Origin of the sequence: Nonomuraea sp. B5E05 (assembly GCF_039880665.1) — a bacterium.
GTDB lineage: Bacteria > Actinomycetota > Actinomycetes > Streptosporangiales > Streptosporangiaceae > Nonomuraea.
In genome coordinates this window covers 102,874-118,761 of the sequence record NZ_JBDPMJ010000003.1, presented here as the reverse complement: position 1 = coordinate 118,761, position 15,888 = coordinate 102,874, and the positions used below count along the sequence as shown (strand labels likewise).

Here is a 15,888-nt window from a genome sequence, read left to right as displayed (position 1 = left end):
TGAAGGAGTGGCGCCGCCGCGCGCCAGCGGCGGTCATGAACAGCCGAGCTCGCCACGCAGCAGGCGGGCCGCGCCGGCCATGGCGCGCATCTTGCCCTCCGCCGACTGCCTGGGCAGATATTTCATCCCGCAGTCCGTGGCGATGACGACGCGCTCGGGCGGCACCCGGTCGAACGCCCGGCGCACCCGGCCGGCCACCAGCTCGACCGGCTCGACGTCCGGCGTGGACAGGTCGATCACTCCAAGGATGACCGTCTTGTCCTTCAGATCGGACAACACCCCCAGGTCGAGGCCCGACTGGGCGGTCTCGATCGACACCTGCTCGACCGGGCAGCCGGCCAGCTCGGGCAGGAACGAGTACGCCTCGGGCCGCTCGTGGATGATGGCCGCGTACCCGAAGCAGATGTGCACCGCCGTCGTGCCGGTGACGCCGTCGAGGGCGGCGTTCAGCGCGGCCAGCCCGTAGGCACGCGCCTGCTCGGGCCTGGCCTGCATGTACGGCTCGTCGATCTGGACGATGTCCGCGCCCGCCGCGAACAGGTCGCGGATCTCGGCGTTGACCGCCACCGCGTAGTCCATCGCCGCCGCCTCGGCGTCGGGATAGTGGTCGTTCTGGGCCTGCTGGCTCATCGTGAACGGCCCCGGCACCGTCATCTTGATCGTGCGGCCGGTGTGGGCGCGCAGGAAACGCAGGTCGTCCACCTCGATCGGGCGGGCCCGGCGGATCGGGCCGACGATGCGCGGCACCGGGTTGGGGTGGCCGCTGCGGTCGAGCGCCGTGCCGGGGTTGTCGAGGTCGATGCCGTCGAGAGCGGTGGCGAAGTGGTTGGAGTAGCTCTCGCGCCGGATCTCGCCGTCGGTGAGGATGTCCAGCCCGGCGCGCTCCTGGGCCCTGATCGCCAGCTCGGTCGCGTCGTCCTGGGCCTGGGCGAGCAGCTCGGGCGGGACGCGCCACAACTCCTTGGCCCGCACCCGCGGCGGGAACCGCTCGGCCAGCCTGGCGCGGTCGATCAGCCAGTCGGGCTGGGCGTAGCTTCCGACCAGCGACGTCGGCAGCATGGGCAGGGGGGTCACGGGCTCTCCTTCACGTAGGTGGTGCCTTCCACTGTGCTCCTACCGGCTGTGCTCCTACCAGCGATCGAGGTGAAGCACCTCGTCCAGCGGCTGCCGCTGCGCGGGCCTGAACGTCTCGCCCGTGTAGTAGGCGGTGGGGATGAGCACGCCCTGGCGTACGTCGGCGGGGATGCCGAGCAGTTCGGCGATCTCGCTCTCGTACGCCAGGTGCAGGGAGGTCCAGGCGGTGCCGAGGCCGCGGGCGCGGGCGGCCAGCATGTAGCTCCACGCCGCGGGCAGCAGCGAACCCCACAACCCCGCCTGGTTGCCCTCGGGCAGCCCGCCGGGCGTGTGAATGCACCCGAGCACCAGCGCCGGCACGTCGCCCATGCGCTCGCTCAGGTAGTCGGCGCTCTCGGAGACCCGCCGCTGGGTGGCGGCCCGCGCCGGGTCGTCCTTGAACAACGACCCGGCCGAGCCGCCCGAGGTCCGGTACGCGCCGAACGAGCGCCGGTAGTAGCCGCCGATCGCCCCGCGCAGCTCCGGATCCGTCACCACGAGCCAGTGCCAGCCCTGCCGGTTGCTGCCGCTGGGCGCCTGGAGCGCGATCTCCAGGCACTCGCGCACCAGGTCCATCGGCACGGGACGGGTCAGGTCGAGGCGCTTGCGTACGCTGCGGGTGGTGGTGAGCAGCGCGTCCGGGCTCAGCGGTGTGATCGTCATGCGGCCATCATGTCAACCTGACCGCGTGATCCGGAGGACCTCTTCGGCCCGAATCCGCCCGTCACAGGCGGCCGAGCGTCTCCATCGCGGGCAGCGCCCGGTCGTCGTAGCCGAACAGGGCCTGGTTCTCCCAGGCGTTGCCCGACGACGGGTCGGCCGGGTCCCAGCCGTTGCCGCGCACACCGGTCCAGGTGGCCTCCCAGGTGAACAGCCCGAGACCCAGGCCGCCCGGCACCTGGCGGACGATGTCGGCCACGGCGGCCAGCATCGCCGCCTGCCCCTCCGGGGTCGCCCGGTAGCCCGGGTAGGGCTCGCCGGCGGTGATGATGTTGGCCCAGCCGTCGTCGTCGGCCGTCGTGAACGGGTAGGCGGTCTCGACCACGACGACCGGCCTGCCGTACCTGCCGGCCACGTCGTTGATGTTGGCCCTGAACGTCTCCAGCGTGCCGTGCCAGTAGGCGTAGTACGACATGCCGATCACGTCGTAACGGACGCCGTTCGCGTTCGCGTTGTCGAACCACCACCGGTAGAGGCCGTTGTCGCCGCCGTCGGCCAGGTGGAGCACGACCTTGGTCGAGCCCGACACCCGCTTGACCGCGTCGTACCCGGCGTTCAGCAGCGCCGCCGTGTTGGGCCACGTCGAGTTCGAGCCGTCGGGCCAGAGCAGGCCGCCGTTGATCTCGTTGCCGACCTGCACCATGTCCGCCGTGGTGCCCTGGCGGCGCAGCGCGTCGAGCACGTCGTACGTGTGGTCGTACACGGCCTGCCTGAGCCGGTCGAACGGCAGCGACTCCCAGGCGGCGGGCTTGAACTGCTTGCCCGGGTCGGCCCACGTGTCGGAGTAGTGGAAGTCGACCAGGAGTTTCATGCCCTGGGCCTTGACCCGCCTGGCGAGGTCGAGCACCTGGGTCTTGGTGTTGTAGCCGTCGGCCGGGTTCACCCAGACCTTGAGCCTGATGTAGTTGAGGCCGGCCCGCGACAGGATGCTCAGCGCGTCGCCCCTGCGGCCGCGGGCGTCGCGGTAGACGCCGCCGAGGGCCTCCGACTTGGCCAGGCTGGAGACGTCGGCGCCCCTGATCTGCAGCGCCGCCCTGGATGTGCCGGCATGCGCGGGCTGGACGACGGCGAGCTGGAAGAGGAGGGCGGCCAGTAACAGCAGTGCGGCGAGTAACCGTTTCATCGGGTCTCCCTAGGGGTGGGGGGTTTCCACGACGACGGTGACCGCGCCGGGCGCGACGGTGACCGCGCCGTCGTGCCGCACGCCGTCGAACACGCTGACGCCGCTCACCCCCTCGACCGTCACGGGCCCGTCGCCGTGGTTGATCAGGAAGACGTGGCCGCCCCTGCGCACCAGCTCCAGGGTGTCGGGGAGGCCGCGTGGCCGGGACACGTCCGCGTGGTCGAGCACCTGCGCGAGCAGCTCGCGCAGGCCGGTGACGGGAGCGGTGGCGAGGTACCAGGCCGTTCCGCCGCCGAGGTCGTGGCGGGTGAAGGCGGGGTGTCCCGCGTCGGGCCCGCCGGCGAAGGCGCGTACGGTGAGCGCTCCGGCCGGGCGGACCCGCTCCGACCAGACGCGGGCGGTGATGCCTTCCTGGCCGGCCAGGTCGACGGTCTCGTCCGCGCGCAGCGGGTGGAACTCCTCGATCGACAGGCCGAGCAGCTCGCGCAGCGCGCCCGGGTAGGCGCCCGGGTGGAGGGTGTCGTGCTCGTCGACGATGCCGGAGAAGTACGACACGAGCAGGTTGCCGCCCGCTTCGACGTACCGGTGCAGGTTCTTGGCGGAGGCCTCGGCGAGGAGGTACGAACTCGGCGCGACCACCACCCGATATCCCGAAATATCAGCGGAAGGGTGGACGAAGTCCACCGTGACATGCTCCCGCCACAGCGCCTCGTAGAAGGCGTCCATCCGCTCCCGGAACGTCAGATCCACCGACGGCCGCCAGTCCAGCTCCAGCGCCCAGTACGACTCCCAGTCCCAGACGATCGCCGCCTCGGCCCGCACCCGGCCGCCCCTGACGCCGGCGAGCGCGCGCAGGTCGGCGCCCAGCCGCACCACGTCTCGCCACTGCGCGGAGTCGGTCCCGGCGTGCGGGACCAGGCCGGAGTGGAACTTCTCCGCCCCGAACCGCGAGGCCCTCCACTGGAAGAACAGCACGCTGTCCGAGCCCCGGGCGACGTGCGCGAGGCTGTTGCGGCGCAGCTCCCCAGGCCGCTTGGCGAGGTTGCGCGGCTGCCAGTTGACCGCGCCCGCCGAGTGCTCCATGAGCATCCACGGCTCGCCGCCGGCCACCGAGCGGGCCAGGTCGGCGGACATCGCCAGGTCGATGTGGTTGTCGGGCAGCTCGGCCTTCAGGTAGTGGTCGTTGGCGATCACGTCGACCTCGCGGGCCCACCGCCACAGGTCGGTGGACTTGCAGTTGACGGTGCCGGCGAAGTTCGTGGTCACCGGGATGCCCGGGGTGAGCTCGCGCAGGATGTCGCGCTGGAGCGCGTAGTGCTCGCGGTGCTGGCCGTCGCTGAAGCGGGCGTAGTCGAGCCGCTGGGCCGGGTTGAGCACCGTGTGGTTGGCGCGCGGGGCGTCGACCTCGGACCAGTCGGTGTAGGTCTGCCCCCAGAACGTGGCGCCCCAGGCATCGTTCAGTGCTGATATTTCGCGGTACGTCTGGCGGAGCCAGCCGCGCCAGGCCGCCACGCTGTGCTCGCAGTAACACTCGCCGAGCGGCGCCCCGTACTCGTTGTGCACGTGCCACATCACCACGGCGGGATGGCCGCGGTAGTGCTCCCCCAGCGCGCGCACCAGGCGCGCGGTCGCCGCGCGGAAGGCCGGGGCGCTGGAGCAGGCGCTCTGCCTGCCGCCGAACCCGATCCGCGTCCCCTGCCTGGTCACCGGCAGCACGTCGGGATGGCGGGCGACGAACCAGGCGGGCGGTGCGGCGGTCGGCGTGGCCAGGTCGACCGCGACGCCGGCCTCGTGCAGCCGGTCGACGACCTCATCCAGCCAGCCGAACGTGTAGCGCCCCTCCTCGGGTTCCATCAACGCCCACGAGAACATGCCCAGGCTGACCAGGTTGACCCCGGCCTCGCGCATCAGGGCCACGTCCTCGTCGAGAGTCTCGCGCGGCCACTGCTCTGGGTTGTAGTCCCCGCCAAAGGCGATACCGGCAGGACGCTCCGGATACATCCATCCCCCTCGAAAAGTCTCTGTGAACGTGCACAGTAAGGCAGATCCCGGAAGAGGGAAACCGGCCCCCTGCAAATCCTGCAAACGCGGAAGATTAACGAGAGCGTAACAACCCCTTGACGGCGATTTCCGCCCTCCTCCACTCTGTGCACGTTCACAGACATTCTGGAGGTACCGCATGCGCGCCAACCGCCTTGGAGCAGCCCTGGCCGTCGCCCTCACGGCTGCCCTCGCGAGCTGCGGGTCCGGCGAGCCCGCCGAGAGCCCCGAGGCGGCGCCGGCCACGGCCGCTCCCCAGGGTCCCGTCAAGCTCACGTACTGGACCTGGGCCCCCAACATGGACAAGATCGTCAAGGTCTGGAACGACGCCAACCCCGACATCCAGGTGACGGTCAGCAAGCAGGCCGGCGGCGACGACGCGGCCGCGAAATACCTCACGGCCGCCAAGGCCGGCAACCCGCCCGACCTGGTGCAGGCCGAATACCAGCACCTGCCGTCGTTCATCGCCGCCGACGCCGTGGCCGACCTCAAGGCCGCGACCGCCCCCATCGAGGGCGAGTTCTCCGACGGCCTGTGGAACCTCGTCACCCTCGGCACCGACGCGGTCTACGGCATCCCGCAGGACAGCGGCCCGATGATGCTCTTCTACCGCAAGGACCTCTTCGACGAGTACGGCATCGAGGTCCCGAAGACCTGGCAGGAGTACGCCGAGGCGGCCCGCACGGTGCGCAAGAAGGACCCCAAGGCGTACCTCGGCACGTTCTCCAGCAAGGATCCGGGAGCGTTCACAGGGCTCGCCCAGCAGGCCGGCGCGCAGTGGTGGTCGATCAGCGGCGAGTCGTGGAAGGTCGACGTCGCCGACGAGCCCACCAGGAAGGTCGCCGACTACTGGGGTGGTCTGGTCAAGGAGGGCGCCATCGACGACATGCCGTACTTCACCCCCGAATGGAACAAGGCGCTCAACGACGGCAAGCTGCTGACCTGGCCGTCGGCCGTGTGGGCGCCGGGCGTGTTGTCGAGCAACGCGCCCAAGGCCAAGGGCAAGTGGGCCGTCGCGCCGCTCCCCCAGTGGAACGCCGGCGAGAGCTTCAGCGGCTTCTGGGGTGGCTCGTCCACCGCCGTGTCGGCCAAGACGCCGCACCAGGCCGCCGCCGCGAAGTTCGCCACGTGGCTCAACACCGACCAGAAGGCCATCGACCTGCTCGTCAAGGAGGCCGCGATCTACCCGGCGGCGACCAAGGCGCAGTCGGCCCTCGGTGAGGCGCCCGGCTACTTCTCCAACCAGCCCGACTTCTGGCAGCAGGCCGCCGCCGTGTCCGCGGGGGCGCGCGGCTTCACCTTCGGGCCGAACGTCGGCGTGACGTACAACGCCTTCAAGGACGGCTTCGACAAGGCGCTGCAGGACGGCACGCCGTTCTCCGCCGCCGTGCGGGCCATGCAGGACGCCACGGTCGCCGACATGCGCAAGTCCGGCTTCCAGATCGCGTCATGAAGCGGCCGGGAAGCGGGGCGTGGCCGTACCTGTTCCTGGCGCCCGCGATCGTGTTGTTCACGCTCTTCCTCGCGGTGCCCATCGCCTACACCGTCCACCTGGCGATGCGCCGGACCAAGGTGTCGGGGCTGGGGCTCGGCAAGGGCGCGCGGCGCGAGGTGTTCGTCGGGTTCGACAACTTCGCCGCCGCCCTGGCCGACGCCGAGTTGTGGCACGGCTGGCTGCGGGTGCTCGGCTACGGCGCGCTGGTGCTGGTCGTGATGCTCGGCCTGGCGCTGCTGTTCGCCCTGCTGCTGGACTCGGCGCGGGTGCGGCTGGCCCGCTTCTCCCGGATTGCGATCTTCCTGCCGTACGCGGTGCCGGGGGTGGCGGCTACCCTGCTGTGGGGCTTCCTCTACCTGCCCTCGCTCAGCCCGCTCAGGGCCGTCCTCGACGTCGACTACCTGGGCGCGACCACGGTGACGTACTCCATGGCGAACGTGGCGGTGTGGGGCGGGACCGGCTTCAACATGCTCGTCCTCTACACCGCGCTCCGGGCGATTCCCCGCGACCTGTACGAGGCCGCGCGGCTCGACGGCGCCTCCGAGGTGCAGATCGCGCTCCGGATCAAGGTCCCGATGCTGACCCCCGCGATCGTCCTGACCACGGTGTTCTCCATCATCGCGACCATCCAGGTGTTCACCGAGCCCACCGCGCTCCGGCCGCTGACCAACACGATCAGCTCCACGTGGAGCCCGCTCATGAAGGTCTACCGCGACGCCTTCGTCACCGGCGACCTGTACTCGGCCGCCGCCACCTCGATCGTCATCGCGGCGATCTCTCTCGTCCTGTCGTTCGGGTTCCTGCGCGTGGTCCGCGACCGCGCCTTCAGGGAGGGCTGATGGCCGGGGTCACCGCCGCCACCGCACACCGCCGCCGCGCGCGCGGCGCGTCCGCGCGCGGGCCGTGGGGGGTGGCGCCCACGGCGCTGCTCCTCCTCGGCGCGATCTACTGCCTGTTCCCCGTGTTCTGGGTGCTGATCGCGGCCACCAAGTCGCCCGGCGAGCTGTTCAGCACCTCGACGCTCTCCTTCGGCACCGGCTTCTTCGGCAACGTCGCGGAGTTGTTCGCCTACCGCGACGGGGTGTTCTGGCTCTGGGCGGCCAACACCCTGATCTACGCGGGCGGCGGCGCGCTGCTGTCGACCGCCGTCTCGGCCGTCTCGGGGTACGCGCTGGCGAAATACCGCTTCCCCGGCCGCAACGCGATCTTCAACCTGCTCATCGGCGGCATCCTCGTGCCCGCCGTGGTGCTGGCCATCCCGCAGTACCTGCTGTTCTCCGAGATCGGCCTGGCCGACAGCCACTGGGCCGTGCTGCTGCCGCAGATCCTGCACCCGTACGGCATCTATCTGGCCCGCGTCTACGCGGCCGCGGCGATCCCCGACTCGCTGCTGGAGGCCGGGCGGATCGACGGGGCCGGCGAGGGACACCTGATGACGCGGGTGGCGCTGCCGCTCATGGTGCCGGGCATGGTGACGATCTTCCTGTTCCAGTTCGTGGCCATATGGAACAACTTCCTGCTGCCGTTCATCATGCTCGGCGACGACCAGAAGTTCCCGCTCACGGTCGGCCTCTTCACGCTGCTGCAGGCAGGGGCGAACCAGCCGGCTCTCTACAACCTGATCCTCACGGGCGCGCTGCTGTCGATCGTGCCCTTGATCGCGCTCTTCCTCACGATGCAGCGATACTGGAAGACCGACCTGTCCTCCGGAGCCGTCAAGTGAAACGCCCTACGATCCACGATGTCGCCGCCGCCGCGGGCGTGTCCCGCGGCACGGTGTCCCGCCTGCTCAACGGCGACAGATACGTGAGCCCGGCGGCACGCGTGGCCATCGAGAGGGCGATCTCCGAGACGGGTTACGTCGTCAACCGGGCCGCCCGCAGCCTGGTCACCCAGCGCACCGGATCCGTCGTGATGGTGCTCTCGGAGCCGTACGAGAAGTTGTTCGAGGACCCCAACTACAGCACGCTCATCCGGGTCGCGATCAAGATGCTGGCCGAGCGCGACCTGTCGCTGGTCATGATGCTGGCCGGCGACGCGGCCGAGCGCGAGCGGGTGGTGCGCTTCGTGCGCGGCGGCCACGCCGACGGCGTGCTGCTGGTCTCGACGCACGCGGGCGACCCCCTCGTCGAGGCGCTCGGCTCCGGGCCGCCCGCCGTCTCCTGCGGCGCCGTCATCGGCCACGAGAACGTCATCCCGTACGCCGCCGCCGACGAGCGGCTCGGCGCCCGGCAGATGACCGAATACTTCGTCGCCCAGGGCCGCAGGCGCATCGCCATGATCACCGGGCCGATGGACACTCCGGGCGGCATCCAGCGGCTGGAGGGGTTCGCCGAGGTGCTGGGCCGCAAGGCCACCTCGAAGCTGATCGCCCACGGCGACTGGACCCAGGCCAGCGGCGAGCGGGCGATGGCCGAGCTGCTGGAGCGCACCCCCGACATCGACGCCGTGTTCGTCGCCTCCGACCTGATGGCGGCGGGCGCGCTGGCGGCGTTGCGGGCGGCCGGGCGCGGCGTGCCGGACGACGTGGCGGTGGGCGGGTTCGACGACTCCTCGGTGGCCGTCTCCACGCATCCGCCGCTGACCACGATCCGCCAGCCGCTGACCGAAATGGCGCAGGAGACCATCCGCCTGCTGCTGGCGCTCATCGACGGGGCCGGGCAGCTCGAGCCGGTGATCCTGCCCACCGAACTCGTCATCCGCGAGTCCGCCTGACTCCTCCTGACACCATTGCTGACAAACCTTTACCCGAATCCGCGAAAAACCGTAAATTCCGCCAATCCGGCAGTATGATCGCGCCAGTCGTCTTCGCGACGTTTCCGAAGGAGCCGACGATTGGCCGAAAGCGAGCCGGAGCGCCCGCCGCGAGAGGTGGACACCACGAGACCCAGCGTCTCCCGCGTCTACGACGTCATGCTCGGCGGCAAGGACAACTACGCGTCCGACCGCGAGCTCGCCCGGCTGGCCCTCGAGGTCGCCCCCGACGCGCCCGAGGCGGCGCGGGCCAACAGGGAGTTCATCAAGCGCGTCGTCCGCTACCTGGCCGCCGAGACCGGCATCCGCCAGTTCCTGGACCTCGGCTCCGGCCTGCCCGCCCCGGGCAACGTGCACGAGATCGCCCAGGCCCGCGCCCCCGGCACGCGCGTGGTGTACGTCGACCACGACCCGATCGTCCTCGTGCACGGCCGCGCGCTGCTCGCCGTGGACGACACCACCACGGTCGTCGAGGCCGACCTCCGCGACCCCGAGGAGATCCTCGGCCACCCCGAGGTCGGCAAGCTCATCGACTTCGGCGAGCCGGTGGGGCTGCTGATGTTCGCGATCCTCCACCATCTGCCGGACGCGGCGGACCCGGCCGGAATCGTCTCGACGTTCGTCTCCCGCCTGGCGCCCGGCAGCCACCTGGCCGTCTCCCACTTCTGCAACCCCGGCCAGGCGCACCCCGAGGTGTCCAGGCAGGCGTACACCGCGGAGAAGCTCTTCAACGAGCACCTGGGCACCGGCCGGTGGCGCACCCGGGAGGAGATCCTCGCCTTCTTCGACGGGCTGGACCTCCTGGCGCCCGGCCTCGTGCCCGTGCCGGAATGGCGGCCGGACCCCGGCGACCAGGCGGAGCCCGGCATCACGTACCACACCTTCGTCGGAGCGGTGGCCCGCAAACCCTGACGGCTCACCCGATCACGGGAAGGCGCAGGCCGGCGGCCAGCGCGTCCTGGAGCACCGGCACGTCAGGGGCGAACAGGGGCTCGGGCAGGGCGCCGGGCGCGCACCAGCGCAGCTCGGCGGCTTCCCCGTCGCCGCTTCCCGTCCGGGCCAGGGCCGTGCCCAGGAAGACGGCTCCGACGAAGTGCCGCAGCGAACCGCCGGGATAGCGGTGGACCTGCGTCGCCGGATCGCTGTAGATGCCGAGCAGGCCGTCGATACGGGCCTCCCACCCGGTCTCCTCCCTGCACTCGCGGAGCGCGGCCTCGCTCCACGACTCCCCCGGCTCCAGGCCGCCGCCAGGGATGCCCCACGTGGCGTCCTCCGCGCGCCGCATGAGCAGGATGCGTCCACCGGCATCGCGCAGCACGACGCCGGCGGTGACTCTGACGGTGAGTCCGGTCATGTCACCGAGCTCAGTGGTCTCCATGCGGGAGGATCCTTCGCGTTGACGTGCGTGAGGCGTACCCGGGCACCCGAGCCCAGGACGAGATCGACTTTACCGGCGCGAGCGCTGCCCACCCCCACGCTCAAAGGCCGCTCATCCCGCAGAAAAGGACACCCGGCGGCAGCCGCCCGGCCCTCTGCTCAGAGCGCGCCCGCGTAGACCCAGCGGCCGTCCAGGCGGACGAACCTGCTGTGCTCCTCCTGCTCCCCCGCCCGCCCGCGCTCGACGTAGTGGGCGCGGAACCGTACGGTGCCCTCGGTGTGCACGACGCTGCCGCCGGTGCTCTCCAGCACTTCCAGCCGCACCCAGCGCATCTTCCTGTCGAGCCCGAGGTGGGCCGGGCGGGTGGAGGGATGCCAGGTGCGCAGCAGGTATGCCTCGCCGCCCGTCGCGAACGCGCTGAACCTCGACCGCATGAGCTGCTCGGCGGTGGCGGCGACCGCCTCGCCCCGGTGAAACCTGCCGCAGCAGTCCTGGTAGGGGGTGGGCAGGCCGCAGGGGCAGGAACGAGAAGCCATGCGCTCCATTGTGCCGCCCGAGTGCCCTCGCCGAGCCGCACCGCCGCCTCCTCGCCCCCGTCGCGCCGCTAACCCGCCCGAGTGACCTTCCCGAGTTGTGCGGTGAGGCCGGACAGCGTCGGGCCCAGCGGGGCGTCCACGGTGAGGGTGGCGTCGGCGTCGCCGCCGGTCGGGCCCTGGTTGACGATGGCGATCGGGATGCCGAGCTCGGCGGCCCTGGTGACGAACCGCAGCCCCGACCTGACCTTGAGCGAGGAGCCGAGCACGAGCAGCGCCCGCGCCCCCGCCACCATGGCGAAGCATTCGTCGACGCGGGGCCGGGGCACGTTCTCGCCGAAGAACACGACGTCGGGCTTGAGCAGCCCGCCGCACCCCGTGCAGTCGACCACCTGGAACCCGGCCACCTGCGCGTCGGTGAGCACGGCGTCGCCGTCGGGGTTGATCGTGCCGGAGGCTGCCCACCCGGCGTTGGCCTCGCGCAGCCGGCGTTCGAGCTCGGCGCGGGGGGTGCGCTCCCGGCACGACAGGCAGACGACCCGGTCGAGCCCGCCGTGCAGCTCGATCACCCGCCGCGCGCCCGCCGCCTGGTGCAGGCCGTCGACGTTCTGGGTGACGATGCCGGCCAGCAGGCCGCGCCGCTCCAGGTCGGCCACGGCCCGGTGCCCGGCGTTGGGCCGCGCGTCGCCGATCTGCCGCCAGCCGACGTGGCTGCGCGCCCAGTAGCGCCGCCGCGCCTGCGCGCTGCCGACGAACGTCTGGTACGTCATCGGCTCGGCGCGGCGGGAGCGGCCCGTCGGCCCCCGGTAGTCGGGGATGCCCGACTCCGTGGACAGGCCGGCGCCGCTGAGCACCGCCACCCCGCCCCGGGCGACCAGCCCGGCCAGCTCCGCGAGCTTCGCGGTCGTCGTCGTCACACCATCCATGGTGCCCGACCCCGCACCGTGCCTCACCTTCCGGTGCGGCCGGCCGCACCGCTCGGCGGACCCGCCTGCCCTGGCTTCCAGCGGGCACGCTGTTCCGCCTGATGGGTTCGGCCCACCCGCGCTCGTGCCCCAACCGGCGACGATTTCAGACGGTAACGTTAGATGCACGGTATGCTACCGATCGCCATCGACGACATCGGGAGACGACAGTGCCTGGCCGTTCCGTGTTCCCTCCCCGTCCCGGACCACGCCGCAGGCACCGGACGAGGGACGGTCGTGGCGCGTGAACGGCGGCGGCCCGGCCGGCCCAGGCTCCCGACGCCGGCGTTCGTGGCGGGCGTGCTGCTCGTCACGGCCGTGGTCGTCGCTCTGGACGTCGTCACCGGCACGGCGGTCCGGCTGTTCCCGCTGCTGATCTTCCTGCCGGCGATCGCTTCGGGTCTCGGTACGGTGCGGCAGACGGCCGCCGCCTCGGCGTGGGTGGTGCTGGTGGTGGCGGGCAGCACCTACTTCCTGGGCGCGGAGCTGGACGACAAGCTGATGGCGGCCGGGTTCACGGCGGTGTTCGGGGTGCTGAGCGTGGCCGGGTGCCGCTACCGGGTGCGGCGCGAGGAGGAGGTCGACCGGCTGCGTTCGTCGGCCTCCGCCCTGCAGCGCCTGATCGTGCGCCCGCTGCCGCTGCGCACCGCCGACGTGGAGGTCGACGGCCTCTACCAGCCGGCGACGGAGGACACGCTGGTCGGCGGCGACATGTACGAAGTGGCCGCGACCCGTCACGGCATGCGGGTGCTGATCGCCGACGTGCAGGGCAAGGGCCTGCCGGCGATCGGGACGGCGCTGGTCGTGCTCGGCTCGTTCAGGGAGGCCGCCTACCGCGAGGCCACGCTCGCCGGCGTGGTGGACGCGCTGGAGAAGTCGGTGGTCAGGCAGAACACGTTCGCCGCCCAGACGGGGGAACGCGAGCGGTTCGTCACGGCGCTGGTGCTCGACATCGGCCGCGACGCGGAGGTCGAGGCGATCAACTGCGGGCATCTGGCCCCGTACGTCATCCGCGACGGCGACGCCGGCCAGGTGCCTCTCGGCGAGCCGGCCGTGCCTCTCGGCCTGGCCGCGCTGACGGCCGAGCCGCGTACGGTGGCGCGCTTCGCGTTCCCGCCGGGCGCGACCCTGCTGCTGTGCACGGACGGCGTCACCGAGGCGCGCGACCCCGGCGGCACGTTCTACCCGCTCGGGCGGCGCCTGCGCGCGTGGGCCGCCGACCCGCCCGCCAGGCTCGCCCAGGCGGTGGGCGCGGACCTGCGGGAGTTCACCGGCGGCGCGCCGCGCGACGACGTCGCCCTGCTCACCCTGCGCAGAAGGGCACGGAGAACGGCGTCCGCCGGCTGACCGGGAGCGCCCGCCTCCTACGGCGGGCGCGAACGGCCGGCCGCCGTTGTAAGCTGTCCCCGCTATCGCCTTACAGCATAAACAGTCGGCCGACGACGGAAGGGTTCCGTGCTCTCCAGCCAGCAGGCAAGCGCCGTCCAGCCTCACGATCACACCGCCGCCGACAGCCACGACCACATCCAGGTCCGTGGCGCCAGGGAGAACAACCTCAAGGGCGTCTCCCTCGACATCCCCAAGCGGCGTCTCACCGTCTTCACCGGAGTGTCGGGCTCCGGCAAGTCCTCGCTCGTCTTCGACACGATCGCCGCCGAGTCCCGGCGGATGATCGACGAGACGTACACCGCGTTCATCCAGGCCTTCATGCCGAGCCTGGCCCGCCCCGACGTCGACGCGCTGCACAACCTGAGCGCGGCGATCATCGTCGACCAGGAGCGCATGGGCGCCAACGCCCGCTCGACCGTGGGCACGGCCACCGACGCGCACACCATGCTGCGCATCCTCTTCAGCCGGCTCGGCGAGCCGCACGCCGGCTCGGCCGGCGCCTTCAGCTTCAACACGGCCGAGGGCATGTGCCCCGAGTGCGAAGGGCTGGGCAAGGCCTCCGACATCGACGTGGACGAGCTGGTCGACAGGGAGCTGTCGCTCAACGACGGCGCCATCAAGGTCCCCGGCTACGCCGTCGACAGCTGGCAGTGGCAGGTCGTGGCCGGATCCGGCCTGTTCGACCCCGCCGTCAAGCTGGGAGACTTCACCCCCGAGCAGTGGGAGGACCTCCTCCACAAGCCGCCCGCCAAGCTCAAGTACGGCTCCAGCAGCTTCACCTACGAAGGTCTCGTACCCCGGGTCAGGCGCGCCTACCTCGCCAAGGACCGCGAGTCGATGCAGCCGTCGGCGCGGGCGTTCGCCGACCGGGCGGTCAAGCTGACCCGCTGCCCGTCCTGCGCGGGCTCCCGGCTCAACGAGGCCGCGCTCGCCTGCCGGATCGACGGCAGGAACATCGCCGAGTGCTCGGCCATGCAGGTCAACGACCTGGCCGCCTTCGTCCGCGGCATCGGCAGCCAGGCCGTCGGCCCGGTGCTGGACGGCCTGCTCTCCACCCTCGACTCGCTGGTGGAGATCGGTCTCGGCTATCTCAGCCTCGACCGCGAGTCGTCCACGCTGTCCGGCGGCGAGGCGCAGCGGGTCAAGATGGTGCGCCACCTCAACTCAAGCCTCACCGACGTCACCTACGTCTTCGACGAGCCGACGGCCGGCCTGCACCCGCACGACATCCAGCGGATGAACAACCTGCTGCTGCAGCTGCGCGACAAGGGCAACACGGTGCTCGTCGTCGAGCACAAGCCGGAGACCATCGCCATCGCCGACCACGTCGTCGACCTCGGCCCCGGCGCCGGCGCGGCCGGCGGGCAGCTCTGCTACGACGGCGACCTCGACGGGCTGCGCGCCTCCGGCACGCTGACCGGCCGCTACCTCGACCACCGGGTACGCCTGCGCGAGGAGCACCGCAGCCCGTCCGGGCAGCTGCCGATCAGGAACGCCACCCTGCACAACCTGCGCGACGTGAGCGTCGACATCCCGCTGGGCGTGCTGACCGTGGTCACCGGCGTGGCCGGGTCGGGCAAGAGCTCGCTGATCCACGGCTACGTCGCGGGCCACGACGGCGTCGTGGTGGCCGACCAGTCGCCGATCCGCGGCTCGCGCAGGAGCAACCCGGCCACCTACACCGGGGTGCTCGACCCGATCCGCGCGGCCTTCGCCAAGGCCAACGGCGTCAAGCCGGGCCTGTTCAGCGCCAACTCGGCGGGCGCCTGCCCGAAGTGCAAGGGCATCGGGCTCATCTACACCGACCTCGCGATGATGGCCGAGGTGGCGTCGGTGTGCGAGGAGTGCGAGGGCAAGCGGTTCACGCCGGAGGTGCTGACGTACACGCTGCGGGGCAAGAACATCAGTGAGGTGCTCGCCATGCCGGTGGCCGAGGCCCGCGACTTCTTCACCACCGGCCAGGCCCGCACGATCCTCGACCGGCTGGCCTCGGTCGGCCTCGGCTACATCGGGCTCGGGCAGCCGCTGACCACGCTGTCGGGCGGCGAGCGGCAGCGGCTCAAGCTGGCCATCAACATGGCGAAGAACGGCACCACGTACGTGCTGGACGAGCCCACCACGGGGCTGCACCTGGCGGACGTCGACCAGCTCCTCGCCCTGCTCGACCGCCTGGTGGACGACGGCAACACGGTCGTCGTGATCGAGCACCACCAGGCCGTCATGGCCCACGCCGACTGGATCGTCGACCTGGGCCCGGGAGCCGGTCACGACGGCGGCCAGGTCGTGTTCTCCGGCACCCCTGACGAGCTGGTCGCCACCGGATCCTCGCTCACCGCGCTGCACCTGCGCGACTACGTGAGCCGTCCATAGCGCCCGTA

The 15,888-nt window shown here is 71.4% G+C and carries 14 protein-coding genes; 7 read left to right on the top strand and 7 right to left on the bottom strand.

The features are described from left to right. Positions 1 to 33 precede the first annotated feature (33 nt). The 4 genes from ABGB01_RS06960 to ABGB01_RS06945 form a co-directional block, all read right to left on the bottom strand. On the bottom strand, positions 34 to 1,074 hold the full coding sequence (locus tag ABGB01_RS06960) for a hypothetical protein (protein WP_347771442.1): 1,041 nt from the start codon (positions 1,072 to 1,074) through the stop codon (positions 34 to 36). 54 nt (positions 1,075 to 1,128) lie between these two features. Beyond that, positions 1,129 to 1,776: a nitroreductase family protein gene (locus ABGB01_RS06955; RefSeq protein WP_347771440.1), complete on the bottom strand. Its 648-nt coding sequence runs from the start codon at positions 1,774 to 1,776 to the stop codon at positions 1,129 to 1,131. Between the two features lie 61 nt (positions 1,777 to 1,837). Next, on the bottom strand, positions 1,838 to 2,956 hold the full coding sequence (locus tag ABGB01_RS06950; RefSeq protein WP_347771438.1) for an arabinogalactan endo-1,4-beta-galactosidase: 1,119 nt from the start codon (positions 2,954 to 2,956) through the stop codon (positions 1,838 to 1,840). Between the two features lie 9 nt (positions 2,957 to 2,965). Next, the gene (locus ABGB01_RS06945; RefSeq protein ID WP_347771436.1) at positions 2,966 to 4,957 is read right to left on the bottom strand and encodes a beta-galactosidase; all 1,992 of its coding nucleotides are present in this window, start codon (positions 4,955 to 4,957) and stop codon (positions 2,966 to 2,968) included. Positions 4,958 to 5,135: 178 nt separating this feature from the next. Between ABGB01_RS06945 and ABGB01_RS06940 the strand changes: the two genes are divergently transcribed. The 5 genes from ABGB01_RS06940 to ABGB01_RS06920 all read left to right on the top strand — a co-directional run bounded on the left by ABGB01_RS06940 (position 5,136) and on the right by ABGB01_RS06920 (position 10,157). After that, positions 5,136 to 6,449, top strand: coding sequence for an extracellular solute-binding protein (locus tag ABGB01_RS06940; protein WP_347771434.1), 1,314 nt, complete (start codon positions 5,136 to 5,138; stop codon positions 6,447 to 6,449). Then, the gene (locus ABGB01_RS06935) at positions 6,446 to 7,330 is read left to right on the top strand and encodes a sugar ABC transporter permease (RefSeq protein ID WP_347771432.1); all 885 of its coding nucleotides are present in this window, start codon (positions 6,446 to 6,448) and stop codon (positions 7,328 to 7,330) included. The genes ABGB01_RS06940 and ABGB01_RS06935 overlap by 4 nt, the downstream gene beginning before the upstream one ends. Then, complete coding sequence (locus tag ABGB01_RS06930; RefSeq protein ID WP_347622213.1) at positions 7,330 to 8,214, top strand: carbohydrate ABC transporter permease; 885 nt, start codon at positions 7,330 to 7,332, stop codon at positions 8,212 to 8,214. Before ABGB01_RS06935 ends, ABGB01_RS06930 begins: the two co-directional genes overlap by 1 nt. Further along, complete coding sequence (locus tag ABGB01_RS06925) at positions 8,211 to 9,206, top strand: LacI family DNA-binding transcriptional regulator (protein WP_347771430.1); 996 nt, start codon at positions 8,211 to 8,213, stop codon at positions 9,204 to 9,206. Before ABGB01_RS06930 ends, ABGB01_RS06925 begins: the two co-directional genes overlap by 4 nt. 120 nt (positions 9,207 to 9,326) lie before the next feature. Then, a complete protein-coding gene (locus ABGB01_RS06920; protein WP_347771428.1) occupies positions 9,327 to 10,157 on the top strand; it encodes an SAM-dependent methyltransferase in 831 nt (276 codons plus the stop codon). A gap of 4 nt (positions 10,158 to 10,161) precedes the next feature. On the opposite strand, the gene ABGB01_RS06915 is transcribed toward ABGB01_RS06920, so the two are convergent. The 3 genes from ABGB01_RS06915 to ABGB01_RS06905 all read right to left on the bottom strand — a co-directional run bounded on the left by ABGB01_RS06915 (position 10,162) and on the right by ABGB01_RS06905 (position 12,073). After that, on the bottom strand, positions 10,162 to 10,623 hold the full coding sequence (locus ABGB01_RS06915) for an NUDIX domain-containing protein (protein WP_347771426.1): 462 nt from the start codon (positions 10,621 to 10,623) through the stop codon (positions 10,162 to 10,164). A gap of 158 nt (positions 10,624 to 10,781) precedes the next feature. Beyond that, positions 10,782 to 11,159: a YchJ family metal-binding protein gene (locus tag ABGB01_RS06910; RefSeq protein WP_347771424.1), complete on the bottom strand. Its 378-nt coding sequence runs from the start codon at positions 11,157 to 11,159 to the stop codon at positions 10,782 to 10,784. A 68-nt stretch (positions 11,160 to 11,227) separates the two neighbouring features. After that, positions 11,228 to 12,073 carry an NAD-dependent protein deacetylase gene (locus ABGB01_RS06905; protein ID WP_347771422.1) on the bottom strand — a complete coding sequence of 282 codons (846 nt, stop codon included), beginning with the start codon at positions 12,071 to 12,073 and terminating at the stop codon, positions 11,228 to 11,230. A gap of 285 nt (positions 12,074 to 12,358) precedes the next feature. Between ABGB01_RS06905 and ABGB01_RS06900 the strand changes: the two genes are divergently transcribed. Next, entirely contained in the window at positions 12,359 to 13,468 is a 1,110-nt protein-coding gene (locus ABGB01_RS06900; RefSeq protein ID WP_347771420.1) for a PP2C family protein-serine/threonine phosphatase, read from the top strand. 108 nt (positions 13,469 to 13,576) lie between these two features. Next, a complete protein-coding gene (locus tag ABGB01_RS06895) occupies positions 13,577 to 15,880 on the top strand; it encodes an excinuclease ABC subunit UvrA (RefSeq protein WP_347771418.1) in 2,304 nt (767 codons plus the stop codon). The last annotated feature ends 8 nt before the right edge of the window (positions 15,881 to 15,888 follow it).